Genomic DNA, 13,202 nt, shown 5'->3' on the forward strand with positions numbered 1-13,202 from the left:
CCGCCGTGCGCCGGCCGGGCGGCGGCCGGCCGGCCGGGGGGCGGGTCAGGCGATCGTGACGACGACCTTGCCGCGGCCGTGGCCCTGGGCCGACAGGTCGTGGGCCGCTGCGACCTCGTCCAGGCCGAACGTGCGGGAGACCTCGACCTGGACCGAGCCGTCGGCGACGAGGCCCGCCAGGGTGGCCAGCTGGGCGCTGTCGGGCCGGACGAAGACGTACCGGCCGCCGCGCTCGAGGACGGGCGCGCCGTCGGTCACGGTGACGACGCGGGCGGGGTCGGCGACCAGCTCGAAGGACACCGCGACCGCCTCGTCCCCGCCGACGAAGTCCAGGGCCGCGGTGACGGGCGAACCGTCCAGGAGGGCCCTGACCCGGTCCGCCAGACCGTCACCGTAGGTGACCGGCTCTGCGCCGATCGAGCGAAGGTATTCGTGGTTGCCCTCGCTCGCCGTGCCCACCACGCGAGCCCCTCGCAGCCGGGCCAGCTGGACCGCGAAGGCACCCACGCCACCGGCCGCCGCGTGCACCAGGACGGTGTCGTCGGCGCCGACGCCGGCGGCCTCGACCGCCTGCAGGGCGGTGAGCCCGACGAGCGGGATGGCGGCCGCGACGGTCAGGTCGACGCCGTCCGGCAGCGGGGCGAGGTGACGCTCGGCGACGCGGACCAGCTCTGCGGTGGTGCCGTGCTGGACGTGGTCCTTGCGGGCGTACCCGAGGACCCGGTCACCCACGGCGTAGGATGTCACCGCAGGTCCGACGGCCTCGACCGTCCCGGCGACGTCCCAGCCGGGCACGATCGGGAAGCCCGAGGGGAAGGCGCCGTCCAGGTACCCGGCGCGGATCTTCCAGTCCACGGGGTTGACGCCCGCGGCCGCGACGCGCACCACGAGGTCGTCCGGACCGGTCACGGGGTCGGGCAGGTCGCCGACCTGCAGGACGTGGGAGTCGCCGTACTCGCTGTAGAAGACTGCTCGCATACGGGGTCCAGCCGCCGCCGCCCCGGGGATATTCCGGGTCCGTCCTGGCCCGATTGCTCCCCATAAGCGCCGCGAAGTCACCGAGCGTTCACCCATCAGTTTCCGACCGATCGTCCGCAAACCCTTGACCTCGGACGGAGTAACCGGACAAGGTTCGGAACGTCTTACCCATCCTGCTTCGAAGGGGTCCCGAAGTGTCCTTGAAGAAGGTCGCCCTCCTGGCGTCCGCAGCCCTTGCTGCCAGCTCCGTCATCCTCGTCGTGCAGCCCGCCTCCGGCGCGCTGCAGACCCGTTGCACCGGCGTCGCCGGTGCCGTCTCGGTCCCGGGCAACCTCGTTGTCCCGCGTGACCGCTCCTGCACCCTCGAGGGCACCACCGTCCTCGGCAACGTCATCGTCGCGCCCGGCGCCGACCTGCTGACCGATGGCGCCACCATCAACGGCAACCTGACCGTCCAGCTGGACGGCTACGCCGACGTCATCGACACCGAGGTCGGTGGCGCGGTCAACGGTCGCAGCCAGTTCGGCGTCTTCGTCGAGGAGTCGTCGGTCGGCAGCATCGACCAGCGCAACCCGCAGGCCAGCGAGTTCGCGCCGTTCATCTACACCTTCTCCTCCGACGTCGAGGGCACCGTCGTCTCCCGCGCAGGCGAGCTGCTGCTCGAATCCTCGGTCATCACCGGTGACGTGACCAGCGTCGACGGCGAGTACACCGACATCGTCGACTCGGTCCTCAACAACCGCCTCACGGTGCGCAACAACGCCCTGGGTTCCGTGGTCTGCGAGTCCGAGATCTACGGCGACACCCTGTACGCCAACAACGGTTCCACCCTGCAGATCGGTGGCAGCGGTGACACGGGTCCGTGCACCGGCGCCAGCTACTGGGGCGGCAACGTCACGTTCAACGACAACACCGCCGACGTGACCGGGTTCGTCCTGGCCAACAACATCGTCCGCGGCAACCTGGCCGGCACCGGCAACGACCCGGCCGCCACGCTGGGCGAGGGCAACCGCGTCCGCGGCAACCTCACGCTGGAGATCGCGGCGGACGCCGAGGGTGCTTCGGCTCCCGAGATGTCGCGCATGATGGTTCAGGAGGAGGCCTCCGTGGCCGTCGCCGAGGACCGCAGCGCGGAGCTCCAGGCCAAGATCGACGCCCGTCGTGGGGCGGCCGAGAAGGCTGCCGAGGCCAACAAGGGCCCGGCCCTCAGCTGATCACCTGATCAGCGGCACCACCTGAACCACCGCACCACCTGAACCACCGCACCACCTGAACCACCGCACCACCTGAACCAGACGAAGGGCGGTCCGACCTCACGGTCGGGCCGCCCTTCGGCGTCGTGCGGGCGGCTCGTCGGGGACGCCCGACGACGAGCCGGTTACTTCTTGGTGGGACGGACCATCTCGCCGGCCTTGCGCAGGCCGCGGGCGACCCGGGACGACGGGCCACGCTGGTCCTCGACCCGGTCGGCGAGCTTCTTCACCACGGTGGCGGCGAGCGGTACCGCGATCGCCAGGACGGCCCATCGGACCAGCTGTGCTCTCATCGTCTGTCTCCTTGTCAGCCGCGCACGGGGACGTGCGCCTGCCGGTGGGTACCCCGCGCAGAACGGGGCGAAACGAACGAGGGCGGCGGGAACCCGTCTGCAACAACCCCTGCGCTCCTGCATCCCTGACGCGGTTCCCGCCGCGCACGCTGGGGATACCCGCCGACGGTCGCCACAAACCCCCGCCGGGACCGCGGGTCGCCCCACGCGGCCCGTGAGCCCCTCTCACGCTGCGTCACGAACGGTCGAGGTGCCGACGCCCGCCGTCGCCTGTCGACGTGCTGGTGACACCGTCGAGTCTTGACGAAGGTGCTGGTCAAGGGGGCCACACGCGTAGTCACGGTGACGTAACAAGCGGGTAACTACCGGCCGTGACTCCTTGACCTCACCCCATCCATGACAAAAGGTGCGGGGGGCTGCCCGTCGAGGTGCAGCGGACGTCGAGAAGGGGACCCATCCGTGAGGACCAACCATCAGCAAGGTGTGCGCCTGGTCGCGGGCCTGGCCGGCACCGCACTCGTCGCCGCAGGCGTCGTCGGGATCACCGGTCCGGCCTCGGCCGAGCCGCTGCCGTTCGACGACGGGAGCTACGTCGTCCTGCTGGACGACCCGGCGCTCGCCTCCTACGACGGCGGGCTCGACGGCCTGGCCGCCACCAGGCCGGCCGAGGGGGAGTCGGTCGACATGACCGGCGCCGACGCCCGCCGCTACGCCGGCTACCTGGCCGAGCGCCAGGCCGAGCTGCTCGAGCAGGTCGACGCCGAGGCGACGTACACCTACCAGGTGGCGTTGAACGGCTTCGCGGTCGAGCTCGACGGCGCGAGGGCCACCAGGCTGGCCGGGCTGCCGGGCGTGACGGCCGTGCTGCCCAACGAGGTGCGCTCGATCGACACCGTCCAGTCGCCGGAGTACCTGGGCCTGAGCGGCGAGGACGGCGTCTGGGCCGAGCTCGGGGGCACGGACGCCGCGGGCGAGGGCGTCGTGGTCGGGGTGCTCGACACCGGCGTCTGGCCCGAGAACCCGTCGTTCGCCGGGGACGACCTGCGCCAGGGCCGGTCGCCGCGCACCGACGGCAAGGGTCGGGTCGTCGGCCGCAACCCGCTGGTGGGTGTGCCGTTCCGCACCGCCGACGACGAGGTCGTCATGCTCAAGTCCGACCGCACCGTGTTCCGGGGGGAGTGCGAGCTCGGCGAGGGCTGGGCCACCGCCGACCTCTGCAACGACAAGCTCATCACCGCGCGCTACTTCGCCGACTCGTTCCTGGCGTCGGTCCCGGAGGCCAACCGGGGGGAGTTCGAGTACCTGTCCGCCCGCGACGGCGACGGGCACGGGTCCCACACCGCGGGCACGGCCGCGGGCAACCCCGGTGTCGCCATGAGCGTGGACGGCCTCGACCTCGGCGAGGGCTCCGGCGTCGCGCCCGGCGCCAAGCTGGCCGTGTACAAGGTCTGCTGGGAGGACGACAACCCCAGCACCGGCGGCTGCTACACCGCCGACTCGATCGCCGCGGTCGAGCAGGCCGTCGTCGACGGCGTCGACGTGCTCAACTACTCGATCAGCGGGACGACCACCACGGTCGTCGACGCGGTCGAGCTGGCCTTCTACAACGCCGCCAACGCCGGCGTGTTCGTGGCCGCCTCGGCCGGCAACTCCGGTCCGGGAAGCTCGACCACCGCGCACAACAGCCCGTGGGTCATGACGGTCGGCGCGACGACCTTCAAGCGGGACGAGGGGACGGTCGTGCTCGGCAACGGAGCCACGTACAAGGGCGCCTCGGTCATCCAGGACGGCTTCCCGCAGAACGAGCTGGTGCTGTCCACCGAGGCCGGACTGCCCGGTGCCGCGGCCGCCCAGGTCGCGCTCTGCTACCCCGGCACGCTCGACCCGGCCGTCGTGACCGGCACGACGGTCGTCTGCGACCGCGGTGTCATCGACCGGGTGGCCAAGTCCGCCGCGGTCGAGCAGGCCGGCGGGGTGGCCATGATCATGACCAACACCAGCCCCGGTCTCAGCCTCGACCCCGACTTCCACGCCGTCCCGACGGTGCACGTGGACGATGTGGCCGGTGCGGCGATCAAGGCGTACGCGACGAGCGACGGGGCCACGGCCGCGTTCGAGCCGGGCGACACCACCGGTGGCGCGCCCACCCCGATCCCGCAGGTCGCGGGCTTCTCCTCCCGCGGGCCGACGCTGGCCGCGGGCAGCGACATCATCAAGCCCGACATCGCCGCCCCCGGCGTCGCCGTCGTCGCGGCGGTGGCCCCCGGCCCCAACGGCGGGAACGACTACAACGCGCTCTCGGGCACGTCGATGTCCAGCCCGCACGTGGCCGGCCTCGGGGCGCTCGTCCTGGGTGAGAACCCCCAGTGGCACCCCAGCGTGGTCAAGTCGGCGATCATGACGACGGCCACCAACCTGGCCACCGCCGACGGCAGCGAGGTGACCGACCCGTTCGTCCAGGGCGCGGGCTTCGTCAGCCCGGCCGACATGTTCACCCCCGGCCTGGTCCTGCCCAGCACCGAGGCGGAGTGGGGCGGCTTCTACGCCGGCCAGGGTCTGCAGCTCGGTGACCCCGGCTCGGAGTACGAGGAGATCGCCCCCACCGACCTCAACTACCCGTCGGTCGCCATCAGCCAGCAGGCCGGGCCGCAGACCGTGACCCGCACGTTCCAGGCGTTGCAGGCCGGTACCTGGGACGTCGAGGTCGACCTGCCCGGCTACGAGGTCAGCACCTCCACCCCGACCGTCCGCGGCAACGCCTCCGGTCGTGCGGCCACGTCGGTGGACTTCACGTTCACCCGCACCGACGCCGCGCTGGCAGAGTGGGCCACGGGCTTCATCACCCTCGAGGGCCCCACCACCGTCCGGATGCCGGTCGCCGTGCGCCCGGTGTCGGTGGCGGCACCGTCCGAGGTGAGCGGGGCCGTCGAGGATGGTTCGGTCGAGGTCGGCATCACCCCCGGGTTCGACGGGGAGCTCGAGCTCAGCACCCAGGGCTTCGCCGAGGGCGTCACCCGTTCGGGAGCCCTGAGCCCGGGCGCCGCCGCCGCGGCCGCCTACGTCACGCAGGTGCCCGCGGGGACGTCGCTGGCCCGGTTCGACCTGGACGCGACCAACGACGCCTCGGACATGGACCTGTTCGTCTACCGGATGAACGCCGCCGGGACGGCCCTGGTCGCCCTGGTCGGACAGTCCGCGACCGGCTCGGCCGACGAGCGGGTCGACGTGCTCGACCTGCCCGCCGGTCTCTACTACTCGGTGGTGGAGAACTACGCCAACGCCCCGGGGGAGACCCAGGCGGCGTTCGAGTTCACGACGTACACCGTGACGCCGCAGACGAACCTGGGCGGCCTGGCCGCCGAGCCGAACCCGATCGACGTGACCGCCGGTGAGCCGACGACGTTCGACGTCACCTGGTCGGGGCTGGACCCCGAGTCCAGCTACCTGGGCTGGGTCGGCTACGAGGGTGCCCTGGCACCGACCATCGTGTCGGTCGACTGACCCCGCACCACCGTCCGACGCGGCCCTCCACCTCTTGTGGTGGGGGGCCGCCGGTCGTCCCCGTCCTGGACCGTCACGCCTGGACCGTCACGCCTGGGCCTGGGCCGTTGCCTCGTCGCGCACGACCTGCGCGATCACCCGCTCCGACCGGGGCTCGGCGGTCCTCGCGTTGCGGGTGCTACGAGCTGCGGCGCAGCACCGGGGCGATCTTCTCGCCGTAGGCGGTGAGGGTCGACTCCGGCTCGTCGTGCATCAGGTAGAGCGCGAACTGGTCCACGCCCAGGTCCTGCAGCTGCTGCAGCCGCTCCAGGTGCGCCTCGACGGGGCCGAGCAGGCAGAACCGGTCGACGATCTCGTCGGGGACGAAGTCGGCGTGGGTGTTGCCGGCCCGACCGTGCTGGGCGTAGTCGTAGCCCTCACGCCCCTTGATGTAGTCGGTGAGGGCCTGCGGGACCGCACCGCTCTCGCCGTAGCGGGAGACCAGGTCGGCGACGTGGTTGCCGACCATGCCACCGAACCACCGGACCTGGTCGCGCATCTGCGGCAGCCGTTCCGTGGGCCCCACGTAGGCGGGTGCGGCGACCACGACGTAGAGGGAGTCCGGGTCCCGCCCGGCGGCGGCCGCGGCGGCCCGCACCGCGCCGATGGTCCACTCGGCGATCGACGGGTCGGCGAGCTGCAGGATGAACCCGTCCGCCTGCTCGCCCACCAGCTGCAGCGCCTTGGGCCCGTAGCCGGCCATGAGCACGGGCAGGTGCCCGCCCGCCCGCCACGGGAACGACAGCTCGGTCTCGTTGTGGGTGACCGTGCGCCCCTCGGCCAGGCCCTTGATGACGGCCATCGACTCGCGGACCTGCGCCAGGGTGCAGGGCTTGTTGCCGATGACCCGCATCGCGGAGTCCCCACGGCCGATCCCGCAGACCGTGCGCTCGCCGAACATGTCGTTGAGGGTGGCGTGCTGGCTGGCGATGACGGTCCAGTCCCGGGTGCCCGGGTTGGTGACCATCGGCCCGACGACCATGGTGTGCGTGGCGGCCAGGATCTGGCTGTAGACGACGTACGGCTCCTGCCACAGCACGTGGGAGTCGAAGGTCCAGCCGTGGCTGAAGCCCAGCGTCTCCGCGCGGCGCATCAGGTCGACGACCCGCCAGGCCGGCGGGTCGTTCTGCAGCACGAGGCCGAGGTCCATCGGGGTGTGTGCCTCTCAGTCGGGCGGGCTCGGTCGGGGCAGTCGGTGCGTCAGGTCAGTCGTTGCGGGGGAAGCCGAGGTCGATGGCCGACGTGGCCGGGTCCGGCCAGCGGCTGGTGACGACCTTGCCGCGGGTCCAGAAGTGGATCCCCTCGGGGCCGTACATGTGGGTGTCCCCGAACAGGGAGTCCTTCCAGCCGCCGAAGGAGTAGTAGCCCACCGGCACCGGGATGGGGACGTTGATGCCGACCATGCCCGCGGTCACCTCGTGCTGGAACCGTCGCGCGGCCCCGCCGTCACGGGTGAAGATCGCCGCGCCGTTGCCCCAGGGGTTGGCCTCGACCAGCCCGACGGCGTCGGCGTAGGTGTCGGCGCGGACGACGACGAGGACCGGGCCGAAGATCTCGTCGGTGTAGACCGTCATGTCGGGGGTGACGTGGTCCAGCAGCGTGACGCCGAGGAAGAAGCCGTCGCCGTCGAACTCGCGGTCCCGGCCGTCCACGACCACCCGGGCACCCGCCGCGGCCCCGGCCTCGACGTAGCCGGCCACCTTGTCGCGGTGCTCGCGGGTGATGAGCGGGCCCATCTGGGAGTCCGGGTCGTCGCCCGGGCCGATGGTGAGCTTGTCGACCCGGGCGGCGATGGCGTCGACCAGCGGGTCGCCGACGTCACCGACCGCGACCACGACGCTGATCGCCATGCAGCGCTCGCCGGCCGAGCCGTAGGCGGCGCTGACCGCGGCGTCGGCGGCCAGGTCGAGGTCGGCGTCGGGCAGCACGACCATGTGGTTCTTGGCCCCGCCGAGCGCCTGCACCCGCTTGCCCGCCCGGGTCCCGGTCTCGTACACGTGCCGGGCGATCGGCGTGGAGCCCACGAAGCTGACGGCGGCGACGTCGGGGTGGGTGAGCAGGTGGTTGACGGCGTCGGCGTCACCGTTGACCACGTTGAGCACCCCGGGCGGGAAACCCGCCTCGGCGAACAGCTCGGCGACGAACATCGGGGCCGACGGGTCCTTCTCGCTGGGCTTGAGGACGAACGTGTTCCCGCAGGCCACGGCGTTGGGGATCATCCACAGCGGCACCATCGCCGGGAAGTTGAACGGCGTGATGCCGGCCACGACGCCCAGCGGCTGACGGATCGAGTAGACGTCGACCCCGCCGGAGGCCTGCTCGGAGTAACCACCCTTGAGCAGCTCGGCCAGGCCGCAGGCGTACTCGACGTTCTCCAGCGCGCGGGCCACCTCGCCACCCGCGTCGGCCAGCACCTTGCCGTGCTCGCTGGACAGCCGTCGGGCGATCTCGTCGCGGTTGGCCTCGACGAGCTCGCGGAAGCGGAACATCAGCCGGGTGCGCTGGGCGATGGAGGTCTGGGACCAATCGACGGACGCCGCCCTGGCCGAGGCGACCACGGCGTCGACCTCGGCCGTCGTGGCCAGGTCGAGCTCGGCCGTGACCTGACCGGTGGCGGGGTCGGTGACGGGCGAGGTGCGCCCGGACGTGCCGGCGACGGTGCCGTTGTCGACCCAGTGCGAGATCCGCTTCATCGGTTGCTCCTCAGCGCAGGTAGGTGCTCAGCCCACGGGGCAGGAACCGCCCGTGGCCGGCGCGTCCGTGGAACGTACCCCGGTCGACCACGACGCTGCCCCGGGACATCACCGTCCGCACGCCCCCGCTGACCTGGAACCCCTCGTAGGCCGAGTAGTCCATGTTCATGTGGTGGGTCGAGGCGCTGATCGTGGTCAGGGCGTTCGGGTCGTAGACGACGACGTCGGCGTCGGCGCCCGGGGCGATGACGCCCTTGCGGGGGTAGAGACCGAACATCCGGGCCGGGGTCGTGGAGCAGGTCTCGACCCAGCGCTCCAGGCTGATCTCACCCGTGGCCACGCCCTGGTAGATCAGGTCCATCCGGTGCTCGACCCCGCCGATGCCGTTGGGGATGGCGCGGAAGTCGTCGCGGCCGAGCTCCTTCTGGTCCTTGAAGCAGAACGGGCAGTGGTCGGTGGCCACGATGGACAGGTCGTTGGTCCGCAGGCCCCGCCACAGGTCCCGGCCGTGGTTCTCGTGCTTGCTGCGCAGCGGGGCCGAGCAGACGTACTTGGCGCCCTCGAACCCGTCCTCGCCCTGGGCGTCGAGGTGGTCCTCCAGGGTCAGGTACAGGTACTGCGGGCAGGTCTCGGCGAACACGTTGTGGCCCTCGGCGCGGGCCCGGCTCACCTGCTCCAGCGCCTCGGAGCTGGACAGGTGGACGAAGTAGACCGGCGCCCCGGCGACGAGGGCGAGCTGGATGGCGCGGAACGTGGCCTCGCCCTCCAGCCGGGCGGGCCGGGTGAGGCCGTGGTTGACGGGGCTGGTCTCGCCGCGGGCGGCGGCCTGCTCGGCGAGCACGTCGATGGCGATGCCGTTCTCGGCGTGCATCGAGATCATCGCGCCGAGCTCGGCCGCGCGCTGCATGGCCCGCAGGATCTGCCCGTCGTCGGAGTAGAAGACGCCCGGGTAGGCCATGAACAGCTTGAAGCTGGTGATGCCCTCGGCGACCAGGTCGCCCATCAGCTTGAGGCTGGAGTCGTCGACCCCTCCGATGATCATGTGGAAGGCGTAGTCGATCGCGCACCTGCCGTCGGCCTTGCCGTACCAGGTGTCCAGGCTGGCGCGGACGTCGTTGCCCGCCGTCTGCACCGCGAAGTCGATGATCGTGGTGGTCCCGCCGTGGGCGGCGGCCCGGGTGCCGGTCTCGAAGGTGTCGCTGGCCTGCGTGCCGCCGAACGGCATCTCCATGTGGGTGTGGGCGTCGATCCCGCCCGGCACCACGTAGCAGCCGGAGGCGTCGATCACGGTGTCCGCGGTGATGCCGGTCGCCTCGGCCGTGCCAGGGGCCAGCAGCGCCACCACGCGTTCGCCCTCGACGAGCACGTCGTGGGGGATGGCGCCGGTCGCGCTGACGACGGTGCCGTTGCTGATCAGGGTCCTGGTGGCTGCAGACATGGTGTGCGGCTCCTCGCGTCCGGGGGAACCGTCGACGCTAGGCCAGGGTCGGGCCGGGGTAAAGGGTCGCGCTGCTCTGCCGGAGTCCTCGGTCGGGGCCGCCCGTGCGTGGAATACTCCGTGCACACGGGCCGATGGCGTGCCCCGTCGTGACGAGGATGCGGCCTCCATGACCGAGTTCCCCTGGGTGCAGCGCTACCCGGACGGCACCAGGCCGGACATCGGTGACGTCGCCGAACGCAACCTGCCGGAGCTGTTGCGGCGCTCGGCGCGCGAGTACGCCGACGACGTCGCGTTCACCCAGGTGATGCCCAACGGGATGAACGGGTCGCTGCGCTACCGCGAGGTCGACCGGATGAGCGACGAGGTGGCCGTGTACCTGCGCGAGGTCGTCGGTCTGCAGGTGGGCGACCGCGTCGCCGTGCAGATGCCGAACTGCCTGAGCTACCCGGTCGTCGCCTTCGGGATCCTCAAGGCCGGGTGCGTGCTGGTGAACACCAACCCGCTCTACACCCGCTCGGAGATGGTCCACCAGTTCGCGGACTCCGGTGCCCGGGCGCTGTTCATCAGCGACGTGTTCGCCGACCGGCTGCCCGAGGTGCTGCCGCGGACGTCGTTGGGGACCGTCGTCACGGTGCCGGTCTCCGCGTTCTTCCCGACGGTCGTCAACGGCATCATCCGTGCCACGCAGCGGTACTGGCAGCGCACGCTCCCGCCGGTCACCGTCGACCACACCACGCTGCGGTCGGCTCTCGCCCAGGGACGTGAGCGGCTCGGCAGCGGGGACGCCGGCAGCGGGGATGTCGGGCGCGTGGACCTCCAGTCGTACCTGGCGGACGTGGACCTCGACTCGATCGCGGCGCTGCAGTACACCGGCGGGACCACCGGGGTGTCCAAGGGCGCGATGCTCTCCCACGGCAACCTGGTCGCCAACACGCTGCAGATGCTCGAGATGCTCGGGACGCACGTCCGCCCGGGCAAGGAGACTGTCCTCACGGCCCTGCCGCTCTACCACATCTTCGCGTTCACGGTGAACCTGCTGGGCTTCCACACCATGGGCGGGCGCAACATCCTCATCCCCTCGCCACGGCCCCCGAGCACCCTCAAGCGGGCGTTCGAGAACTACCCGATCACGTGGCTCACCGGCGTCAACACCCTGTTCAACGCCCTGCTCAACGAGCGGTGGTTCGTCGAGCACCCACCGCGGACGCTGCGCGGTTCCGCGGCGGGCGGCATGGCGCTGCACGTCCCGGTCGCGCAGCGGTGGCGCGAGGTGACCGGGACGCCGATCGTCGAGGGGTACGGGCTGACCGAGTCCTCGCCGGTGCTGACGTTCAACCCGCTGGGCGGCACCGTCAAGGACGGGACGATCGGCATCCCCGTGCCCTCGACGGAGGTGCGGTGCGTCGCCGAGGACGGCACCAGGCTCGGTCCGGGACAGTCGGGCGAGCTCGTGGCCCGGGGTCCCCAGGTGATGAAGGGGTACTGGCAGCGTCCGGACGACACCGCCGCGACGATCAGGGACGGGTGGCTGTTCACCGGCGACGTCGCGGAGATGGACGCCGACGGGTTCTTCCGCATCATCGACCGCAAGAAGGACATGGTGCTCGTGAGCGGGTTCAACGTGTACCCCTCCGAGGTGGAGGCCTGCCTGACCGACCTGCCGGGGATCCAGGAGGCCGCGGTCGTGGGCGTGCCCGATGCACGTTCCGGTGAGTCGGTGCGTGCGTACGTCGTCGCCGACGACCGGGGCCCCACCGAGTCCGAGGTGCTGGCGCACTGCCGCGAGCACCTCGCCGCCTACAAGGTGCCGCGGGGCGTGGAGTTCCGCGACGAGCTGCCCATGAGCAACGTCGGCAAGATCCTGCGCAGACAGCTGCGCGACGAGCCGCAGCCGGCCTCGCTCCCGGCACCGGGAGACGCTCCGCAGGCAGGTCGGTCATGACCGGCGTCGGCGCCCTCGCGGTCGCCGCGGGGATCACGGGGCCGCCCGCGGACCACGAGGTCGTCACCGAGTTCGAGCAGGTGGTGCTCATCGCCCTGGTGTTCGTCATCATGTTCGGCCTCGGCGCCGGCCTGACACCGCGTGACTTCCTCTCGGCGCTCAAGCGCCCGCAGGGTCTGGTGATCGGGTGGCTGACCCAGTTCGGCATCATGCCGTTCCTGGCCTTCGTCCTCGTCCTCGTGTTCGTCCTGCCCCTGCCGGAGGAGTACGCGGTCCCGGTCGCCATCGGTGCGCTGCTCATGGGGTCGGTCCCCGCGGGCACGACGTCGAACATCTTCACGTACTTCTCCAAGGGCAACCTGGCCCTCAGCGTCATCATGACGACCAACTCGACGCTGTGGGCCCTGGTGATGACGCCGCTGGCGCTGCTGCTGTACGGCGGCCGCTTCCTGCCGGCCGACTCCGACCTGCAGATCCCGATCGAGAACGTCGTCGTCACCCTGGTGGTCCTGCTCGTCCCCGTGGTGATCGGCATGACCATCCGCCGCTACAGCGCCAACATCGGCGCGGTGCTGGAGCTCATGGGCGGGCTGGTCGGCGTGTTCTTCATCGTGTTCCTGCTCGTGACGTGGGTGCCCCGCAACTGGTTCCTGCTCGTGATCACGCCCTGGCAGGTGTACGCGGTCTCCCTGCTGCTCGGGCTGGGGGGGATCACCGTCGCCTACGTCATCTGCAAGGCGATCCGGCTGCACCCGGCCAACGCCCGGACCGTCGCCCTGGAGACCGGCATCCAGAACGGGCCGCTCGCCATCGCGATCATCCTGCTGTCGTTCCCGGACAGCCCCGTCCTGGGCACGCTGCTGCTGGTACCGGCGCTGTACTCGGTGTTCATCGTGCTCATCGCCACTGCGGTGACGCTGCGCTTCCGCCGCGCCAACGTCGCCGAGGAGCAGAAGATCCCGAGCCTGCTCTGACTCCCCGCGCGCCCGGGCGAGGCTCGGCTCCGGGACCCGGGCACCCAGGCGGGGGAGAGCGGGGCGGTACGTCGGGTCGCGTCGGCGC

General features: G+C 71.5%; 9 protein-coding genes. 4 read left to right on the forward strand and 5 right to left on the reverse strand.

What is annotated here, in order from left to right:
• Window positions 1–45 precede the first annotated feature (45 nt).
• On the reverse strand, window positions 46–978 hold the full coding sequence (locus tag ACR80Q_RS03150) for an NADP-dependent oxidoreductase (RefSeq protein WP_435376114.1): 933 nt from the start codon (window positions 976–978) through the stop codon (window positions 46–48).
• Window positions 979–1,172: 194 nt separating this feature from the next.
• Between ACR80Q_RS03150 and ACR80Q_RS03155 the strand changes: the two genes are divergently transcribed.
• A complete protein-coding gene (locus tag ACR80Q_RS03155; RefSeq protein ID WP_435376115.1) occupies window positions 1,173–2,192 on the forward strand; it encodes a hypothetical protein in 1,020 nt (339 codons plus the stop codon).
• Between the two features lie 164 nt (window positions 2,193–2,356).
• On the opposite strand, the gene ACR80Q_RS03160 is transcribed toward ACR80Q_RS03155, so the two are convergent.
• The gene (locus ACR80Q_RS03160) at window positions 2,357–2,524 is read right to left on the reverse strand and encodes a hypothetical protein (RefSeq protein ID WP_435376116.1); all 168 of its coding nucleotides are present in this window, start codon (window positions 2,522–2,524) and stop codon (window positions 2,357–2,359) included.
• 459 nt (window positions 2,525–2,983) lie between these two features.
• Here ACR80Q_RS03160 and ACR80Q_RS03165 point away from each other — a divergent pair, with 459 nt between their 5' ends.
• Window positions 2,984–6,025, forward strand: a complete 3,042-nt coding sequence (locus ACR80Q_RS03165) for a S8 family peptidase (protein WP_435376117.1) — start codon at window positions 2,984–2,986, stop codon at window positions 6,023–6,025.
• A 178-nt stretch (window positions 6,026–6,203) separates the two neighbouring features.
• Here ACR80Q_RS03165 and ACR80Q_RS03170 read toward each other — a convergent pair whose 3' ends face one another.
• Genes ACR80Q_RS03170 through hydA form a run of 3 tightly spaced genes read right to left on the reverse strand, consistent with a single transcriptional unit; the run spans window position 6,204 to window position 10,195 of the window.
• Entirely contained in the window at window positions 6,204–7,214 is a 1,011-nt protein-coding gene (locus ACR80Q_RS03170; protein ID WP_435376118.1) for a TIGR03842 family LLM class F420-dependent oxidoreductase, read from the reverse strand.
• 55 nt (window positions 7,215–7,269) lie between these two features.
• Complete coding sequence (locus tag ACR80Q_RS03175) at window positions 7,270–8,757, reverse strand: CoA-acylating methylmalonate-semialdehyde dehydrogenase (RefSeq protein ID WP_435376119.1); 1,488 nt, start codon at window positions 8,755–8,757, stop codon at window positions 7,270–7,272.
• A gap of 10 nt (window positions 8,758–8,767) precedes the next feature.
• A complete protein-coding gene (hydA, locus tag ACR80Q_RS03180; protein WP_435376120.1) occupies window positions 8,768–10,195 on the reverse strand; it encodes a dihydropyrimidinase in 1,428 nt (475 codons plus the stop codon).
• Window positions 10,196–10,364: 169 nt separating this feature from the next.
• On the opposite strand from hydA, the gene ACR80Q_RS03185 reads away from it, so the two are divergent.
• Together ACR80Q_RS03185 and ACR80Q_RS03190 are read left to right on the forward strand one after the other, a co-directional pair.
• On the forward strand, window positions 10,365–12,140 hold the full coding sequence (locus ACR80Q_RS03185; protein WP_435376121.1) for an AMP-binding protein: 1,776 nt from the start codon (window positions 10,365–10,367) through the stop codon (window positions 12,138–12,140).
• The gene (locus ACR80Q_RS03190) at window positions 12,137–13,114 is read left to right on the forward strand and encodes a bile acid:sodium symporter family protein (RefSeq protein ID WP_435376122.1); all 978 of its coding nucleotides are present in this window, start codon (window positions 12,137–12,139) and stop codon (window positions 13,112–13,114) included. Before ACR80Q_RS03185 ends, ACR80Q_RS03190 begins: the two co-directional genes overlap by 4 nt.
• Window positions 13,115–13,202 lie beyond the last annotated feature (88 nt).

This window comes from Aquipuribacter aurantiacus (assembly GCF_051216895.1).
Classification (GTDB): Bacteria; Actinomycetota; Actinomycetes; order Actinomycetales; family JBBAYJ01; genus Aquipuribacter.

What these genes read in the sequence shown, in the direction of transcription:
- hydA (WP_435376120.1), bottom strand. Translation starts at nt 10,195, where the DNA reads ATGTCTGCAGCCACCAGGACCCTGATCAGCAACGGCACCGTCGTCAGC.
- ACR80Q_RS03150 (WP_435376114.1), bottom strand. Translation starts at nt 978, where the DNA reads ATGCGAGCAGTCTTCTACAGCGAGTACGGCGACTCCCACGTCCTGCAG.
- ACR80Q_RS03160 (WP_435376116.1), bottom strand. Translation starts at nt 2,524, where the DNA reads ATGAGAGCACAGCTGGTCCGATGGGCCGTCCTGGCGATCGCGGTACCG.
- ACR80Q_RS03170 (WP_435376118.1), bottom strand. Translation starts at nt 7,214, where the DNA reads ATGGACCTCGGCCTCGTGCTGCAGAACGACCCGCCGGCCTGGCGGGTC.
- ACR80Q_RS03185 (WP_435376121.1), top strand. Translation starts at nt 10,365, where the DNA reads ATGACCGAGTTCCCCTGGGTGCAGCGCTACCCGGACGGCACCAGGCCG.
- ACR80Q_RS03190 (WP_435376122.1), top strand. Translation starts at nt 12,137, where the DNA reads ATGACCGGCGTCGGCGCCCTCGCGGTCGCCGCGGGGATCACGGGGCCG.
- ACR80Q_RS03175 (WP_435376119.1), bottom strand. Translation starts at nt 8,757, where the DNA reads ATGAAGCGGATCTCGCACTGGGTCGACAACGGCACCGTCGCCGGCACG.